Source organism: Chryseobacterium wanjuense, assembly GCF_900111495.1.
GTDB lineage: Bacteria > Bacteroidota > Bacteroidia > Flavobacteriales > Weeksellaceae > Chryseobacterium > Chryseobacterium wanjuense.
The window spans coordinates 97,168-113,783 of the sequence record NZ_FOIU01000005.1; the positions used below are offsets into that span (position 1 = coordinate 97,168).

At 35.3% G+C, this 16,616-nt stretch carries 14 protein-coding genes and 9 tRNA genes; all 23 read right to left on the reverse strand.

The genetic code is table 11. From position 1 onward, the window contains the following. Nucleotides 1-24 precede the first annotated feature (24 nt). Complete coding sequence (locus tag BMX24_RS19820; protein ID WP_089795973.1) at nucleotides 25-783, reverse strand: SDR family oxidoreductase; 759 nt, start codon at nucleotides 781-783, stop codon at nucleotides 25-27. A 105-nt stretch (nucleotides 784-888) separates the two neighbouring features. Next, nucleotides 889-1,446, reverse strand: a complete 558-nt coding sequence (locus BMX24_RS19825; RefSeq protein ID WP_089795975.1) for a 3'-5' exonuclease — start codon at nucleotides 1,444-1,446, stop codon at nucleotides 889-891. A gap of 110 nt (nucleotides 1,447-1,556) precedes the next feature. Continuing rightward, nucleotides 1,557-2,102 carry a 3'-5' exonuclease gene (locus BMX24_RS19830; protein ID WP_089795978.1) on the reverse strand — a complete coding sequence of 182 codons (546 nt, stop codon included), beginning with the start codon at nucleotides 2,100-2,102 and terminating at the stop codon, nucleotides 1,557-1,559. Nucleotides 2,103-2,200: 98 nt separating this feature from the next. Beyond that, nucleotides 2,201-2,764, reverse strand: a complete 564-nt coding sequence (locus tag BMX24_RS19835) for a metallophosphoesterase family protein (RefSeq protein WP_089795980.1) — start codon at nucleotides 2,762-2,764, stop codon at nucleotides 2,201-2,203. Nucleotides 2,765-2,933: 169 nt separating this feature from the next. After that, the gene (locus tag BMX24_RS19840; RefSeq protein WP_089796090.1) at nucleotides 2,934-3,878 is read right to left on the reverse strand and encodes an MBL fold metallo-hydrolase; all 945 of its coding nucleotides are present in this window, start codon (nucleotides 3,876-3,878) and stop codon (nucleotides 2,934-2,936) included. A gap of 201 nt (nucleotides 3,879-4,079) precedes the next feature. After that, a complete protein-coding gene (locus tag BMX24_RS19845; RefSeq protein ID WP_089795983.1) occupies nucleotides 4,080-4,670 on the reverse strand; it encodes an RNA ligase 1 family protein in 591 nt (196 codons plus the stop codon). A 3-nt stretch (nucleotides 4,671-4,673) separates the two neighbouring features. Continuing rightward, nucleotides 4,674-5,045 carry a cyclic-phosphate processing receiver domain-containing protein gene (locus tag BMX24_RS19850; RefSeq protein WP_089795984.1) on the reverse strand — a complete coding sequence of 124 codons (372 nt, stop codon included), beginning with the start codon at nucleotides 5,043-5,045 and terminating at the stop codon, nucleotides 4,674-4,676. Nucleotides 5,046-5,057: 12 nt separating this feature from the next. After that, nucleotides 5,058-5,834, reverse strand: coding sequence for an ATP-grasp domain-containing protein (locus BMX24_RS19855; RefSeq protein ID WP_089795986.1), 777 nt, complete (start codon nucleotides 5,832-5,834; stop codon nucleotides 5,058-5,060). A gap of 119 nt (nucleotides 5,835-5,953) precedes the next feature. Further along, nucleotides 5,954-6,439: a ribonuclease H-like YkuK family protein gene (locus BMX24_RS19860; protein WP_089795988.1), complete on the reverse strand. Its 486-nt coding sequence runs from the start codon at nucleotides 6,437-6,439 to the stop codon at nucleotides 5,954-5,956. A 136-nt stretch (nucleotides 6,440-6,575) separates the two neighbouring features. Continuing rightward, a tRNA-Gln gene (locus BMX24_RS19865) sits at nucleotides 6,576-6,648 on the reverse strand. Between the two features lie 231 nt (nucleotides 6,649-6,879). Continuing rightward, nucleotides 6,880-6,952 (reverse strand) — tRNA-Glu (locus BMX24_RS19870). A gap of 162 nt (nucleotides 6,953-7,114) precedes the next feature. Beyond that, nucleotides 7,115-7,198: transfer RNA gene (locus tag BMX24_RS21250), tRNA-Tyr, on the reverse strand. Nucleotides 7,199-7,394: 196 nt separating this feature from the next. Next, nucleotides 7,395-7,476: transfer RNA gene (locus tag BMX24_RS21255), tRNA-Cys, on the reverse strand. Nucleotides 7,477-7,891: 415 nt separating this feature from the next. Further along, a tRNA-Pro gene (locus tag BMX24_RS21260) sits at nucleotides 7,892-7,963 on the reverse strand. A 68-nt stretch (nucleotides 7,964-8,031) separates the two neighbouring features. Continuing rightward, nucleotides 8,032-8,103: transfer RNA gene (locus BMX24_RS21265), tRNA-Asp, on the reverse strand. Between the two features lie 9 nt (nucleotides 8,104-8,112). After that, nucleotides 8,113-8,186: transfer RNA gene (locus BMX24_RS19875), tRNA-Arg, on the reverse strand. Nucleotides 8,187-8,268: 82 nt separating this feature from the next. Beyond that, nucleotides 8,269-8,342: transfer RNA gene (locus BMX24_RS19880), tRNA-Ile, on the reverse strand. 90 nt (nucleotides 8,343-8,432) lie between these two features. Further along, a tRNA-His gene (locus BMX24_RS19885) sits at nucleotides 8,433-8,505 on the reverse strand. 965 nt (nucleotides 8,506-9,470) lie between these two features. Beyond that, entirely contained in the window at nucleotides 9,471-10,493 is a 1,023-nt protein-coding gene (locus tag BMX24_RS19900; protein WP_089795994.1) for a tetratricopeptide repeat protein, read from the reverse strand. Next, a complete protein-coding gene (locus BMX24_RS19905; protein ID WP_089795996.1) occupies nucleotides 10,486-12,207 on the reverse strand; it encodes a hypothetical protein in 1,722 nt (573 codons plus the stop codon). The genes BMX24_RS19900 and BMX24_RS19905 overlap by 8 nt, the downstream gene beginning before the upstream one ends. Then, nucleotides 12,197-14,587 carry a hypothetical protein gene (locus tag BMX24_RS19910; protein WP_089795998.1) on the reverse strand — a complete coding sequence of 797 codons (2,391 nt, stop codon included), beginning with the start codon at nucleotides 14,585-14,587 and terminating at the stop codon, nucleotides 12,197-12,199. The genes BMX24_RS19905 and BMX24_RS19910 overlap by 11 nt, the downstream gene beginning before the upstream one ends. After that, nucleotides 14,578-15,321, reverse strand: a complete 744-nt coding sequence (locus BMX24_RS19915; protein ID WP_089796000.1) for a hypothetical protein — start codon at nucleotides 15,319-15,321, stop codon at nucleotides 14,578-14,580. The genes BMX24_RS19910 and BMX24_RS19915 overlap by 10 nt, the downstream gene beginning before the upstream one ends. Further along, nucleotides 15,294-16,427: an AAA family ATPase gene (locus BMX24_RS19920; RefSeq protein ID WP_089796003.1), complete on the reverse strand. Its 1,134-nt coding sequence runs from the start codon at nucleotides 16,425-16,427 to the stop codon at nucleotides 15,294-15,296. The genes BMX24_RS19915 and BMX24_RS19920 overlap by 28 nt, the downstream gene beginning before the upstream one ends. Between the last annotated feature and the right edge of the window lie 189 nt (nucleotides 16,428-16,616).

A 16,616-nucleotide genomic window follows, 5' to 3' on the forward strand; every position in this document is an offset into this window, starting at 1 on the left:
CATAAATATAATTAAAAATATTGATTACCAAGGAATTTCTCCTGTCTCAGGATTATTATCGGGGCAGAAAAACTTACCTGTTGGCCCGTCATTATCAATGAGTGCATAACGAAGAATATGTTCTGCAGCTACCTCTACGCTTCCCGTTCCAAGGTGATGATTAAAGTCTGTAGCAGTAGACGGTGGACTCACAGCGTTTACCTTAAAATCTGTGTTACGCAGCTCATAAGCCAATGCAATAGTATACATATTTAATGCAGATTTTGAAGACTGATACACAGCACCTTTTGCATGATAATATTTGTATTCAGGGTCGCTGTGCAAGGTAAGTGACCCCTGGCTTGAGCTTACATTTACAATTCTTGGTGTCGGCGATTTCTGAAGCAGATCAATAAATGCCTGCGTTGTTCTAATGACACCAAATACATTTACATCATATACTTCTTTAAATTTATCAACACCCGTACCGAGTGCAGTGTGCATCAACGGAATATCTCCTTGAAATTCTATCCCGTTAATACCTGCATTATTTATCAATATATCCAGCATATCTGTTTTATTACCGATTTCATTGCGTGCTGCATTTATTGATTCCTGATCTGTGACATCCAGCTGTATTGCTTCAATATTTACAAGACCTTCGGATGTAAGTAATTCTACAGCATCCAGACCAGATTTAAGATTGCGGCTTCCTATAAAAACATAATATCCTTTTTGGGATAACTGTCTTGCCATCTCCAAACCAATTCCTTTATTGGCTCCTGTAATTAATACTTTTTTCATTTTATATCTGTTTAAATTTCAGATACAAAAATCGTTATCATTGTCCCCGGCTTTGTAACCTTATTGCGGTATTTTGTAACATAATCATTGGTTACAGAAAAGACTTTACGTAGATAGTTTCTGAAGACACCAATGCAAAATTTTCGCAATATTCTTCGCATCATCCACACCTCTGTGATGTGTACCTTCGAGCGTGAGATTCAGCTCGCCCAAAGCTCTTGCCATGCCCACACTTTTGCGAACAGTCGGGTGTAGTTCCCCGAACAAAGTTTTCACATTGATATGATCATCACTCAAAGGATAATCCAGATTGAATCTTCTTGCCTGGTTTTGAAGCATATTCAAATCATAGTTTCCATAACTTGCCCAAGTCAGGTCTTCAGAATCGTATTCCGCTCTCAGAATATCCAATGCATCTTCGAATAAAATACCTTCATCATCAAGCATTTGTTGGGTAATGGAAGTCAGTTCCGTACAAAACGGGCTCACTTTTGAAAATTGAGGTTTCACTAAAATCCCCTCATTTTGCGAAATTTTACCGGTTTTTGCATCCATAATACAAACTCCGATTTCTACAATTTCACTTTCCTGGCCTCTCGGCGGGCGGTCATTCCAACACGTGGCTTCGAGGTCTATAATTAATATGTTGTCTGTTGTTTTCATTGTTGAATATTTAATTGTTAAAAGGATGGAAGCTGGGAGTTGGAGGCTGGAAGTAATTTACACACTGCAAAAACTTCCCGCTTCCATCATCCATCTTCCTTACCAAATAATTACTCCAAAATCTTCCTTAAAATTTTGGCAGCGTTGTAAGCATCGTCTGCTCCGCTGTGATGATTTCCTTCAAAATTCATATTCAGGAACTTCAGGGCTCGTTTTAAGCCCATCATTTTATGAAGTCCGTTATAATTTTTGAATTGATGCATCACATTGATATAATTTTCCGAAAAAGGATTTTCGATTCCAAACCAATCACATTGTTCCATGATCTGCTCTTTATCGAAGTTTCCAAAACCGGCCCAGGTAAGTAAGGCTGAATCATATTCATCCCTGATTTTTTCGCAGGCTTCTTCGAAATATATTCCTTTTTCTTCAATTAATTGTGGAGTAATTCCGGTGAGATCTGTACAAAATTTGTTGATTTTAGACCTTTCAGGAATGACATAAATGCTTTGTTTCCTGGAAATTGCTTTGGTTGTTCTGTTTAATTCGCAAATTCCTATTTCTATAATATCGGTTTTTTGACCAGGCGGGATTCTGTCGTTTTCCCAACACGTGGCTTCCAAATCGACGATTAATATTTCGTTTGTTGTTTTCATGTTTTTTTAATTTAAAGAATGGAAGCTCGAAGTTGGAGGTTGGGAGTGAATTACACACTGCAAAAACTTCCTGCTTCTAGCATCCAGCTTCCATCATACTAATTTCTCGGTGCAAATGGCGGCGTCCATTTTTTCTTTTTCATGATCTCTTTCACTTCCTCGTAAGAAATTGGGTAAAAATTATGACAGTCTACTCCAACATCGATGCTTAAAGCCATTTCATCATCCGGCAATGTTCCGTGGGAATGTCCGTAAAGCTGCCAAATCCCACGATGTGAGCCATTCCAGGTACGCATGGCGTAATGAAAAAGAATGATTTTCTGTTTGCCATTACTATTTTCCGGTTCATCAATTCTTAATTCGTGGTAATCTCGAATGGAATCAAATCGTTTTGGGTAAGTCAGCGCTGCACCTTCGTGATTACCTTTTATCAAATGGATATTTCCGTTTAATTGATCCAGAATTTCTTTGGTAAAATCCGGTTTTCCTAAACTTAAATCTCCTAAATGGTAGACCGTGTCACTAACTCCGATTTTCTCATTCCATCTTTTAATGAGTTCTTCATTCATATGATCCAAAGACTCAAAAGGTCTTTCAGAGAATTTTATAATATTTTCGTGACCAAAATGATGGTCTGCTGTGAAAAATATATTGGGTTTCATTTTTTTTATTGTTCATTTTTAACTACAAAATTTGAACGTTCTCACTGTCATTCTGAATGGAACGAAGTGTAGTGAAGAATCTCTAAAATCCTTATGCGAGATTCTTCCTTCGTCAGAAAGACAAACTAACTGTTTAAAATTGCAATTTTAGTTTAATAAATATTTTTAATCAATTTCCTTGAAACGCTTTATAAAAAGCCGTTTCAATTTCCAGTTGATCACTTTCTACATATCTTCGTGAAAAGTGAATCGGAATTGCCTCTTTCACTTCACATTCATTCATGACTTTTCCGGATGCAGACGCAAAACTATGATAATTGATCTTCGCAAATTCCTGATCTTCATCTTTGTAAAATGTTTCGATGTAAACCAGATCTGCCCCTTTGAAAACCGTTTTTATTTTTTCATAATTGTCTTCACAAACGGCATGATCCATAATTACACCTAATTTGTATCCTGTATTTCTAGTCAATAAATGAAAAAAAGCTGAAGCTCTATACACTGTTTCTTCAATCTGAATTTCTTTATCGGAATCGTTATTTTCAAAAGCTGTTTTTAATTCGCTGATCCATTTTCCTTTTTTAAATTCAGAAGCATTCTCATTAAAAGTCACTGAATCTTTTTCCTTGAACAGATAAGCAATGGAATCTGTTTTATGATCGAGAATGGCAAAGTCAACATTCACATATTCATTTTCAAAAAGGAAATTTTGTGTTTTTATCAATTCAAGATTCCAATGTGGCGGATGAATTTTATAAACATTAATTTCTTCTCTTGAAACGATTTCTCTAATCTCATATACAATCGCATTTTCATCAATTAAATTCCAAGTGTAAGATTTTAATCTGGCTTCAATCTGCTGATGAATATTTTTCGGTCCGCAAATCACAATTTTTTCTCCGCTTCCAATCTGATGTCTGAAAATTCCATCAAAATTTGAAAAATGATCAATGTGAGTATGACTGATGAACACCGCCGAAACGGATTGAACTTCTTTCACCGTCAATAAACTTGCTTCACCGCAATCACATAAATAATGCTTTGCTGAATTTGGGACTTTTATTAATATGCTTATGTCTTCTTTTAAAAGACTTTTTATTTCTGCTTGTAACATTTTTTTTAATTTTTTATGAACCACAAAATCATTTTCTCTGTTTGTATTCAGGAGAAATCTAAACCTCAATTTTTAAATTAATTTTTCCACAAATATTGCCTAGATTCCTACGGAATGACAAACTTAATCGAAAATTTTATGGTTTTATTTTACACATAAAAAAGTTTCGATAAAATAAATTACCGAAACTTAATCTCTATTTTAAACAATAAGTTCTTTTACCAGTTTTCTGCGCACACCAAAATCAGACTTTCTGATCTTACACATACGATTATCAGAGGTATGATGGAAAACAATACCTTCCATATTATTCTCAGGATTACTCAAAAAGTTTTTGATAAATTCAAAATCTAAACTTTCTAAACTAAGAATATTTTCTCCATGTTTTACCAATAAATGACCTTCTATATTTTCAGGATTTCCTTGTATTTTCTCACCAATAAGTTCATACGTTCCGTCTTCCACTTTGCCCAATTCAGCCAAAGCAGCGAAACCTTCCCAAAAATATTTATCTTCTTTTTTATCAATATCACAAGCTACCCAATGCGGATGATGACCGGTAATAAGATCAGCTTCCTGACACGGAATTGCACCATCTGGAGCTATTTTTCCCTTCTTGGCATCGTATCTTTTGTATAATTTCCCATTGATTACTGCACATGCAGAACCATCAAACTTTTGTGTAGCAACAGCTTCTCCACCAAAAACCCATTTATTTTCAGGATTAATTTCGTTAATAACTCTTCCTAAATTATTTATATCTTTTTTGAATAATGTACTTATCTTTTTCATTTTTTAATAGTTTTTAAAGTTTTTTAAAAGGCTTTCAATATTTTCCTTTCCAACAGGATTCATGGAGTGGCAATAGAATTTTGGCAAATTCAAATAGTTATCCATACAATATTCTATGAGCCATTTTGCGCAATCATAGCCTGTTTTTTCCACAAATTCCTGAGAATCCGGTTTTAAATAATGTTCATCCGCAAGGTCGTGGTCAAAAGAGATCATTTCCGGAAGTCCTTTTTCCAAAATCCTGTTGACAAACTGTTCGTAATTTCTAACGATATGCCAGTCTTTTCTGAGGAAAATATCCTGTTTGGTATAATGATATGCCTCAATCGGGTATCTTATATCATCCAGAAATAAGAATCTTTTTGTTATTTCCATTGCTTTATTTTTTTAATTGGAAAAGTAAATTTTCAATGCTTTGACAATGCTTTTCACGTTGGTGTTTGGATAAAACCCGGAGCTGTTGATGCAATTTATTTCAACAATTTTCCAACCTTCATCGGTTAAACAAATATCCATTACAAAGGCTTCTTCTAGGTTGAAAATCTGGATCATTTCATTAGCGAAATTCAATCCGTCTTCTGAAATTTTTTCTTCGAAAGGCGCATTATCATTAAATTTATAATATCCTGCATCAATAATCTGTCCACCAACAATCCAAAGTCTTGCTTCTTTAATCGTTCGTTTTGCTTCAGAAATTTGAATCAAAGAATCTTCTGTAATTCTGTTTAATTGATTTTTTAATGATTCAAAAACGAAATCTTTCCATTCTGCTTCTGTGAAAACTTTTCCTGTGAAAATTTTAGCTTCATTATAAGGTTTAATGAATTTAATTTCATCTTTTTTCCAAATCAATTCTTCTGAAATTTTATGTACGGAAACTTTATGATTGAGAAGATTTTCACCATAATATTTGGAATACACTTCATACAGGTGATTTCCTCCATAGAAAGAACCGGGAAACCAATCTGTATTTTGTTTTGCCAATCTTGCAATCGTCACCGAACCATATACAAAAACATCTTTTCTGTCTGTTTCGAAGTCTATTTTTTCTGCAGTTGGAGGAATATTAATTACATGGTAATCAATATTTAATTCTTCCAAAGCATCAAAAATTTTGTAGTGATCGGGATCTAAATATACATTAGCCTGAACTAAAAAATACATGGTTATTAGTTTTTAAGGTTTTATTTATTTTTTTAGTTGGAAGCTAGAAGCTGGATGCAGGAAGTTAAATTCATACAGTTAAAAAACTTACATCATCATACATCCCGCTTCCTACTTCCTCACACCATCATATCAGCACAATTGGAACTAGCGAATGCATAAGGTTTTGCTTTAAACACATATCCCATTCCCAGAATGTATCCCATTGCGTCTTTCAAAGCGATGTTGGATTTGAAATCCGGGTCGGTATTAATGTCTGCGTGCACCTCCATTTCCACACCATAAGCATCCAGAATAGAGCAGATCGTGTATGCAATTTCTACGGATTTGTTCACCTCGTTCAGCATTCGTTCTTTGATACTGATATTCTGTATTTCTCTTTCTTTTCTGATAAAGGTAAACGCTCCTTTTCCCTCACGAATAAAGACCACTGCCGTAGCATAATTGATGGCATCACCATACACATGGGAGTCTGAACCCACGCACACTTTCAGTCGGTGTCCATTGGCTTGTTCGCGGATGATGGCTTCTTCTACCAGCTGTGTGATAGAGTGTTGGAAAATTTTCCCAGTCATGTTTTGCCACATTTGTTGTTGCGTTTCCATTTTTTCTACATGTTTTGTTTTGTCTAAATTTTTATTAATTATTTGTTATGTTAATGATGAATTATCAATCGCTTTGCTTGTCAATTTTAAAATTCACTTGCAACGCAAAATTCACATTTGACCATTCACTTTTTTGTTGATTCATCAGGACTCGAACCTGAACAACAAGAGTCAAAGTCTTGTGTGCTGACCAATTACACTATGAATCAGTTTTAAGTTTTGAGTTATTACCCATTGTCCATTACTTATATTTAGGTCTGAGAAAAGCTTGTCTATATTTATAAACTATGCCTGTTATATTTGTAAAGATCTTCTGCGCTCAACAAACTTTTCTCTTTCCATTTAAACCTATTTTTTTGTGAATTGTGAATTACTTTGTAGTCAATTTTTTAAAATTCACTGGCGTAGCAAAATTCGCTACCCACTTATTCACTTTTTTGTATTCTATAAGGGAATCGAACCCTTGTTTTCTGCTCGAAAGGCAGGCGTCCTGAACCGTTAGACGAATAGAGCGTTTTTTGAATTGTAAATCGTCAATTTGCTTTGCAGTCAAATTTTTAAAAATTGACTACAAAGTAATTCACCATTCACTTTTTTTGACCACTGATCAGGAATCGAACCTGAACAACAAGAGTACATTTCCTGCATGCTGCCATTACATTATCAGCGGTTTTGTGGAAGTAGTAGGATTCGAACCTACTCAGCAATGAAGCAACAGATTTACAGTCTGCCCCGACTCTCCAACTTCGGCGTACTTCCGGATTTGGTGCTAGTTGATTGTTGTTGGTTGATAGTTTTTAGATCATGCAATATCTCTAACTTCTAATCTCCAGCATCTAATTTCTTTTTTGTGAAGAAAAATAAAGCTTGTCATTATTTTTTTAGTTTGATATATGAACTTCTTCGCTCGACAAACTCTTTTTTTCTTCGGAACTAATCTCATTTTAGTTATTTGAGATGGTTATGGGATTCAAACCCACTCAGCTCACGCAACGGTTTTGCAGACCGCCCCGACTCTTCCACTTCGGCGAACCATCGTTTTTTAACAAGTTGTTAGTTGGTTGCTAGTTGATTGTTTTTAGATAATATTACATCTCTAAATTCTCATTTCTAGCTTCTAACTTCTACTAAAAAAATAAAGTTTGTCTCAATTTTTTGTTTGATATAAGAACTTCTGCGCTTTGACAAACTTTATTTTACCTAAAATTTATATCATGTTTACAACTTCCCTCATCCATCTTCAATTTTCCAGCCTCAGGTGAGTTAAGAAAAAGCTTGTCTATATTATATCGTGTTTTTGGCGTAAAGATCTTCTGCTCTCGACAAACTTTTTCTTTTTCTCTTTGAAACAATTAACTTAGTCTGAATTGTGAATTGTCAATCTACTTTGATCGTTAAGTTTAAAATTCACTTGTGAAACAAAATTCACTATTGACCATTCATTTTTTTTCGTCTGGAAAGCAAGATTCGAACTTGCGACCTCCCGCGTCCAAGGCGGGTAAACAACCACCGTTATCTTTCCAGTTTTGCAGATTCACTTCAAAATTCTTCTCCGAGAGACAGTCGGATCCGAAGTTTTCCGTGAATCTTTGCGGTCTATGCGAGAATCGAACTCGCAGTGCCTGAGCGACAGTCAGGCAGGTTAGCCATTACCTCAATAGACCATTTTTTTGTGATTCCGACAGGACTCGAACCTGTAACCCTGGGTTTAGAAAACCCATACTCTATCCAGTTGAGCTACGGAACCTTGAAAATGTGAATGGTGAATTCTCAATCCGTTTTGCTTGTCAATTTTTTAAAATTCACTATTGACCATTCACATTTTTTTGTAATCGCAGAAGGACTCGAACCTTCAACCTTCGGCGTATCAGACCGATGCTCCAACCAATTGAGCTATGCGATTATTGTAATTTGTGAATCGTCAATCCGTTTTGCTTGTCAATTTTAAAATTCACTTGTGAAACAAAATTCATCATTGACCATTCACATTTTTGGGTATCTCCGGGGATCGAACCCTGTTCTCCGGTGCCACAAACCGACGCTTTACCAAATAAGCTAGAGAAACCATAAAAAAAGCGCCTCTTTTTGAGAGGCGCTTTATATTTTTTTGACGTGTCAGTTCATTAGCTGACCCCAATATATAAGCACCTTTTATCCACAAATTCACTATCAAGAATACATGCATACCCCAGTCCCATCGGCTCCTGTCCGTGTTGTCTTGAATACTGATTAGATATTTTATGTAACTGTTTCATTTTATTCTTGTTGTTTAAAAATGTTTCTGTTAAAGCTTGAAAACTTGTTGCTTTCAATTTTCGGTTGCAAAGTAAATATGATTTTTTTTAACTCGCAAATTTATTTTTCATTTAACTTATTGAAAATCAATTAATTAATTCCATATTTTAGAATAAAGAATTTCCGTCCGCAATATTTTGCAGATGTCTTAAATACCTAAATGACTGTCTCTCATCGGGTTACTTATCACGCTTTATTTTCTTATTAATTGTTCATTGTTGATTAAATAATTTTCACTTTTATGGTTATTTTTTTTCATTCTAAATAATTTCTGTCCTAAAAACACAAAAAACGCCCCGATCATCGAGGCGTTTCTGCAGTATTTTGATTAAATTTTTACGAGTTTACGGTAAATAATTTTCAAAGCAAGCACATTTCGCCTCATTCAATATCATCCATTCATATCCAAACGATCCCTTTAGTACAGGGTGATCGCATAGATTTAAACTGATATGTGCTCTTTGTATTGTCATAATTTTATTGGTGCAAAGATAAATGTTTTTCTTAATTAAATAAAAGGTAACTGGGAGTGTTGGTGCAAATGATTCTATAATTGACGCTAATTTTTAGTGTTGAAAAAATGCTTCGAGAGCCTCACTATGGCAACGCGACAAATGTTTCGTTAATAATAAAACAGCTAGTATTAGAGATGTCATGCTGAGGTTCTCGAAGTATCTATATTACATAATTTTTACTTTGAGATTGCTTCGTCGCCCTGCTCCTCGCAATGACGAAATCAATTCCTAAACATCCTGTTTCTTCCCGTCTTATATCTCGAAATATCTTTCAAAATCACTTCATCATCAGGATTAAAATGCTTTAATTCATTTACAATTTCAGAATGAGTGGTTACTTTTTCCGCAATGATTTCGTAGGCAATATTTCTCGCTGTTGTCTGAAGTTTCGGATCTTTTTTAAATTCATATTTCATGGCTTCCAGATAAGTGATCTTCTTTTCTGAAGGTGTTTTTTTATATAACTCCTGAATTTGCTGATCGAGTTTTTTAACATCAAAAATATTCGCAAAATAATTATTCAGACAATTGAATGCATCGCGATCTTCTTCCCAGCCTTTCAATAAAATTTTCTGGGCTTCATCCGGCATTTCCATTTTTTTGCGGTAGATCAGAGAACCTTTTACCATCTGATTATTGTTCACATAATCGTCTACAACCATCTGATAATAAGTGTTTGCATTTTTAACATCATTAATTTCCCTGTACAAATCTCCCACTTTTTCTTTTTGTTCGAGTTCCTTATACAGATCGATTGCCTTTCGGTATTGTTTTGCTTTTTCGTAACAGTTGGCCGCTTCGGATTTGTTTTTTAATTTCTTAAGATAAATAACAGCCGCCTCAGTGTAAAATCCGCCGTCTTCCAAAGTTTTTGCGCCGCGATAGTGATCCCGAAGAAGATTCATATATACTTTTGCAGCTTTTTTATAATCTTTCTCGTCGATATATTTTTGGGCAAGATCTTCATATTTACTTCTGATTTTATCGAAAAGAGAAGCTTCAAGATAGAAATTTCCGCCTCCATTCGCACCTTTTCGACTCTGCGAATTTTTCTCTTTTTCTTTGTCTTCCAAACGAAGAAGAACAATAAAAATGATGAAAGCTACGATCGCAAAAATCACCAAAGTCCCAATAACACTCCAAAAACTTTGATGAAACAGCTGCGCCAAAATCCCGATAACCTTAATGATTACCAGAATAAAAAATGCCGCCATGAATTTGTCTATAAACTTCTGCCTATTCATCTTTATCCGATTTTAAAATGGTTTTGTCTTCGCTGAACAAACGGTAAAGCAGAAGCACAACGCAAATGATAAGAATCCAAACAAACCAGTTGTAGCCGAACATTTCGATCAAAGGATAGAAAATATACGCTAACATCGCAACTAAAACTATAATGAGAAAAATTTTAATTCCACCCGGGACATTATTACCCCCAATGTTTAAAGATTTTCTTTTTACAATAAAATTATACAAGCCAACAACTCCTGTCATGAAAATTATCAACCAAATAATTTCCGAGAAAGAAATATTGTGTTTTGAGTAAGGTTTTTCTTTTTCCAGCGTTTCCACTTTTTTTGCTTTATCGGGATCAACTGGTGGTGGCTCCGGGTATTCTTTAGTTCCGTAGAGACGGCCTAATGAATCTTCAATCAGAACCTGTTTTTTCTTCCATATACTTTTTACGATTCCCTGATCTGCAGGTTTTCCCGAACTTATTTTTTTAAGCGAATCCGTGATTTTTTTCTTGTACTTTTCTTCACTTTGCGCTACATATTTTACGATTTTTTTACGATAAACTCTTTTTAAAGAATCGGTTGAAGAGTTCTTTTTATCATTAAATTTAAAGATATCTTCCTGAATTTTATTAATTGGTCTTCCTCCTTTCTTTAAATATTCTTTATAACTTTTCCCTTCATCTCTCTCACTAAGATTTAATGATGCTTTCATATGCTCATCCATCAATTCGCGTCTCTTCCTACCATACATCGAGTCGATTTTCATATCAATATCTGTAACCCCGGACTGATAGGCAACAACAGGTTTCATCAGATCTTTATTGACTTCTGAAATCTTTCCTGATGATGCAACCGACGGAGCTTGCGCAGGTTCATCCTTACTTAAATGCATGAAAAATCTGAACAAAGCAATGGCAATCAAAAACACCCAAAATACCCAGCGGTATTTTTCAGAATAGGTCGAGCCTGTTCCGTTCGAATTATTTCCACCGAATAATTTTCCGAACCATGTATTTTCCAGAAATTTAAACTTCCCAAATCCATCCCCTCTGGAAGTTCCCATCACATCCAGCGGAACACCAAGATCTACCGCTCTGTCGGGATATTTTTCAATATATTTTAAATATTTCTCTATTTCTTTTTTGTTACCCTTCATCACTTTTTGCAAGTCAAAAGGCAGACTTTTCATCCATTCCTCTTCTGTTTGTGGTTTTTGAAGGGCTTCCAGCACCTTTTCATCGTCCATTTCTACAGTGTAGCTCTCAATTTTCTGAGGAATTTTCACACCGTTTAAAGGTTTTCGGATATTATCTTCAGACTGTTTTGGATGTTGAATTAATGAAAGCCAGTCGATTTCTTCATTTAATTTTACCAATCCGAACTCAGGATGCATGATCAGAAATTCAGAATCGATGCTTTGCCAGTCTTCAGGATTAATCTTGGGATAAAAAGTGGTGTTTTCAGGAATGAAAAATTTATTATCAATACACTGAAAATAAGAATTTTTTCCAATTTCGCCCGGAGCATTATTTTTAAAAATCAAAAAACAACCATACAAAACATTCGGCTGGTTGGAAGGTATCGGAAATGACTGAACTTCATCTAAATCTATCCCTAAAATTTCCATTTCATGAAGCCACGTCAATGGTGAAGAACCTTTTATTAAAAGTCCTTTCCTGGGATAATTATTTTTCGGAAAAGGTTGTATTCTAAGTTCCATAATCCAAAATTTGATCTATAAATCTCTTCAGACATTCGGCATACATGTCTTCCATTTTTTTCACTTTCAATAAAGTACTGGTGGGCAAATAATATTCTGAACCGCCAAATTCCGTATGGGTCGCCAACGCCAGAAATCCATAATCGGTCGACGGAATGTAAAATTCCGGAACATTTTTATTACTGCTTTTAAAAGTCAGCATTCCTCTTGAATCTGTAATGATTTCGCTGCCATCGGAAAAAGTAAATTTATTTTTGTTCTGTTCGGCGAAAATTTTCAACTGATGCCTATTTCTGTAAAACGTTAATGAATTATCATACAATTTATTCAATTCACTATTCGAAATCACCAGATTATCTTCTATATTGATTCCGATATTGCTGAAATTGTTTAAAATTTTTATTCCGCTATTTGAAAGTTTTTTAATTTCTGCGTCTACTTTAGTTTGGTTTTTAATGATTTCCAGATCATTTTTTACTTGTTCAATAGAAATATTGCCTTCCAGATTTATTTCATGAATCCAATCCTGCGTTGGATGATGCAGGTAAAAATTTCTATTAAAATAAATTAATTGAAAAATTGGGGGAATATTTTTCCCTGTCAAATTCAATTCTGAATATTCTTTTGTATTTAAATTCAATTTAGAAATCAACTTTTTATCCGGCTGATATTGGCATAAAATAAATTCATGCTGCTTATTTCTCGCCAGTGCAAACTGCCCTTTCGGTTTTACTGAAATATCTTCAATCAAAACTTCACAGCCATGATGGATTTTATAATAATCGTAATAATTTTTGTTGTAATAATTATCTGACAAATACGTTCTTAACAACTGTTTTTTATTACTTAAAATATAAAATTCACCTTCATATAAAAAAGTAGCCATTTTCTTAATGGGTGCCGGAAATAAAATCGGATAATTCAAAGGAACTTCTGTTCTTTTTCCATTTGTAGACACATTTTCCCGTTTTTGTTTTCTCTGTGGCGGATTTGCCCACAACTCCTGCAACGGAAGTACAATTTTCTGGATATGTTTTCTGGTTCCTTTATGGTATTTGTAAAAATTCAGTTCACCGTCCGCGGAAGTTGTCACGATAAATTTCAGTTTGTCCCTGTTCTCATGAATCACTTTCTGCACCTTTTGATTAGCCAGATTTTCTTCATGAGTGATAAAAAAAACTTCAAGGTCTTTTTCCGGATGCTTTTCATCGAAAAACGTTTCCAACGCCTGAGAGACATCCAAAAGAGGACTTACCTGATTGAGATTTTCTATCACCTGCTCTACTTTATCCAAAGCAATCGGTACATTGGTTTGTCCCAACGCAAAAACCTTACATTCCGAATGTGCTTTCGGATGCTTGATCACCGCGATTGCCGAAGCAAAGGCCAATACTTTCGGAGTTCCCCAATTTTTCAGGGAAGTATCGATGAGAATAATTCTTTCAAAAACATTTTCCTCAGGCGGAATTTCACGTTGGATATACAACGCTTCATTATTCGCGACACGGTTCATGAATACCTCATCTTCATTGGCAAATTCTGACAAAAGCATTCGGTGGAGTTCACCTTTATTGGTCATATCCGAAATCCCTCCGATGGGCTGTTCGCCTGGTGAGAGATGTCGCATCGGGATTTTGAGACCGCTCCAGATTCTTTTAATTAAGCTTCCAACCTGGAAAGTTTTGGGTTCTTCGATCAATTCCTGGATAAAATCTTTGTCGGTTTCTACGGTAGTTTCTTCTTCAACGACTTCGTCTTCCAGTTCGGGAATATCAACAATACCTTTCATCGCTTCGATGATGGATCCGGCAGTCGGAAACTTCTTTTGAAGATATGCCAGAGCATTAATATCATTATTGATTACCGGAAAAACCAATTTCTTTTTCTCGGCAGATCCGGAGATTTTGTATGGTCTTTTTTCAAATATTTTTATAATTAATTCTGAGTTCCCGGAAGAAAGGATATTATGGGTGTTTTTAAAAATTGTTTTTAAAAGGATGATTTTATTTTGTCCTTTTTTAATCGAACTTCCCAGGGAATTTAAATTCTCTAAAAAGCGTATGGCAAGGTCAATATCAGCGCTTTTGTCTATTCCAAATGCTGTATTTTGTTTTTTTAAATAATAAAAAACACCATCCATATTCAGGTAACCGTCCTGAATCGCGTACAAAACAAGAAGCAGCGAGCCAAAAGACGGAAACCCCTGATCTTTAAGCTCTCTTAAAACCTCTATTACGTAAGGCCTGTACGCAATTGCCCCTACATTCGGGATCGAAATAAGGTTGTTTTCATTATAGCCGGTATCGTCAGGTACGTCTTCATCAGTCGTCCACTCCCAGAAATAATTTTCATATGATTGGAAATATTCTCTTAATTCCATTCTTTTGCTTTTTCGGTCAGGCGGAATGAGCTTACGGATAATTTTCGGAAATCATTTTTATTGATTGATAAAACGCTTCCTTCTTCATTCCATAAAATCCATTGATCCTGACCTGCATTATATTTTCTTTGCAGTAAAGAACTCAAATTTTTAAACTCAAAATCAAAACCTGTCGGTAAAAGATGCCCGTCTTTCGCCCAGAATGTTTTTCCCGGAAGGCTCAACAAAGGCATTCCCAAGAATAATGCTTTTTCATTCATGACGATCCAATCCAAATTTTCCAGTTTGAATTTTGGTAAAGCTATAATGGTGTCTTTAATTTCAGTGATCGAACTTAATAAAGCTGCTGCAGGTTGTTCCTCTTCGCTGGGTTTTAATCTTACTTCAACTTTTTCATCAATTCCGAAAAAATTCTGATTTGAAGGAGGGAAAGTTAATCTCAATGCTTTGTCGATAGGAGTCCACAGCAAAGCCGTTCTTACTTTTTTACTCGGAACCAGGGCATTTTTCCGGAACAACAATCCTTCTCTCAGCTCGTACAATAAAAAATCAGGCAGCTGCTGAATTTCCGGTGAAACAGCCTGTTCATCGGTAAAACCTTTCAGCCAGATTACATCCTCTTCTAATGCAATCTGAACATTTTTCCAGTCACGGATCGACCCTAAAAAATCTTCATCCGCTCGGGGAAGTTCTGCCCAAAATTCTTTTATACGCTCTGAAGAATCTTTTGCCATAGACTTTCGATTTCTTGTTGGATATACTGTTTCTGTTCCGGATTTTTGATCCAGTCGCAACGGGTCTGAAGGTATCTTAACTTATCCTTAATCACATTTTGCTCTTCAAAACTCAATGTTTCGTTATTCCATTTTTCTACCAGGATTTTTACGTCTTTCATCACCTCTTCCGGATTCGGAGTTTTGTTTTGTAAAGCCTGTGGATGGGATTTCGGATTGTCGTCCTTTTCAATTGTCCTGTTGATAATTCCTTCCAGGATTTCGATCTGCTCTTCCGTATCCCAAATATGTTTTAAGACCCATAAATCGGATAAGATCGCTTCATTACGACCGCAAATCAAAGCACTCGCTGCGATAAGATTCTGCAGTTTTACTGCCCGACGGTCGGAAATGGCAATTCCTGTATTTCTAAGGCTGATAATAGTGTTTAAATACACTTCATAAATCGGTTTCAGATCAACCGTTTTACACAAATTCTGCAATTCTCTGATCTCATCTGAAAGAATTTCCGGAATATCCGTTTCTGTATCATTTTCCAGTTTTCTTCCGGCCAGCAATACCTGCTGAAGAAGTTCGGGATTTACATAATCTACATTAATTCTGATCAGAAAACGATCGAACAACGCGTTCAATGCTTCGTCTTCCGGCAGAACGTTGCTCGCTCCCACAAACATCAATGCGGGAAGGTGTTTTGTTTCTTTTCCTCTTTTAAAAATCTTTTCATTCAAAGCCATTAAAAGGGAATTCAGGATCGCGGAATTGGCATTGAAAATCTCGTCCAGGAAAACCATTGACGCTTCCGGCATCATGCCTTCGGTGTTGGTGAGCAATTCACCTTCTTTTAATTTTCGGATATCGAAAGGACCGAAAATCTCGTTCGGTTCGGTAAAACGAGTCAAAAGGTATTCGAAATTTTTCCCGTCTTTCACCGTTTTTGCCAATGTTCTTACAATCGCAGATTTTGCCGTTCCGGGAGGACCGTACAAAAAGGCGTTTTCTCTTGCCAGTAAGCAAATTCCCAATAAATCCACTACATCATTTTTTCCGACAAAGGTGTCTTTGACGTGCGTAAGAACTGTGTTTAATTTTTCTATATTTTGAATCATTAATTTTCTTTTATTTTTAACGCAAAGAGCGCAAAGTTTCTTTTAAATAATTCCCTGTTTTTAAGTTTACAAAGGCGTTTCACTTAGCAAAGTAAGCAGAGATTTAATTATTCTTTATTTTAATTCTCTACAAAAAACATCTTTTTTAATAACAGGTAAGAACGGTGTTTAATTTTTCTATATTTTGAG

Bases quoted from the DNA above. Each gene is read 5' to 3' on its own strand.
- BMX24_RS19835 (WP_089795980.1), bottom strand. From the start codon at position 2,764: ATGAAACCCAATATATTTTTCACAGCAGACCATCATTTTGGTCACGAA.
- BMX24_RS19820 (WP_089795973.1), bottom strand. From the start codon at position 783: ATGAAAAAAGTATTAATTACAGGAGCCAATAAAGGAATTGGTTTGGAG.
- BMX24_RS19920 (WP_089796003.1), bottom strand. From the start codon at position 16,427: ATGATTCAAAATATAGAAAAATTAAACACAGTTCTTACGCACGTCAAA.
- BMX24_RS19910 (WP_089795998.1), bottom strand. From the start codon at position 14,587: ATGGAATTAAGAGAATATTTCCAATCATATGAAAATTATTTCTGGGAG.
- BMX24_RS19825 (WP_089795975.1), bottom strand. From the start codon at position 1,446: ATGAAAACAACAGACAACATATTAATTATAGACCTCGAAGCCACGTGT.
- BMX24_RS19840 (WP_089796090.1), bottom strand. From the start codon at position 3,878: ATGTTACAAGCAGAAATAAAAAGTCTTTTAAAAGAAGACATAAGCATA.
- BMX24_RS19900 (WP_089795994.1), bottom strand. From the start codon at position 10,493: ATGAATAGGCAGAAGTTTATAGACAAATTCATGGCGGCATTTTTTATT.
- BMX24_RS19850 (WP_089795984.1), bottom strand. From the start codon at position 5,045: ATGGAAATAACAAAAAGATTCTTATTTCTGGATGATATAAGATACCCG.
- BMX24_RS19845 (WP_089795983.1), bottom strand. From the start codon at position 4,670: ATGAAAAAGATAAGTACATTATTCAAAAAAGATATAAATAATTTAGGA.
- BMX24_RS19915 (WP_089796000.1), bottom strand. From the start codon at position 15,321: ATGGCAAAAGATTCTTCAGAGCGTATAAAAGAATTTTGGGCAGAACTT.
- BMX24_RS19830 (WP_089795978.1), bottom strand. From the start codon at position 2,102: ATGAAAACAACAAACGAAATATTAATCGTCGATTTGGAAGCCACGTGT.
- BMX24_RS19905 (WP_089795996.1), bottom strand. From the start codon at position 12,207: ATGGAACTTAGAATACAACCTTTTCCGAAAAATAATTATCCCAGGAAA.
- BMX24_RS19860 (WP_089795988.1), bottom strand. From the start codon at position 6,439: ATGGAAACGCAACAACAAATGTGGCAAAACATGACTGGGAAAATTTTC.
- BMX24_RS19855 (WP_089795986.1), bottom strand. From the start codon at position 5,834: ATGTATTTTTTAGTTCAGGCTAATGTATATTTAGATCCCGATCACTAC.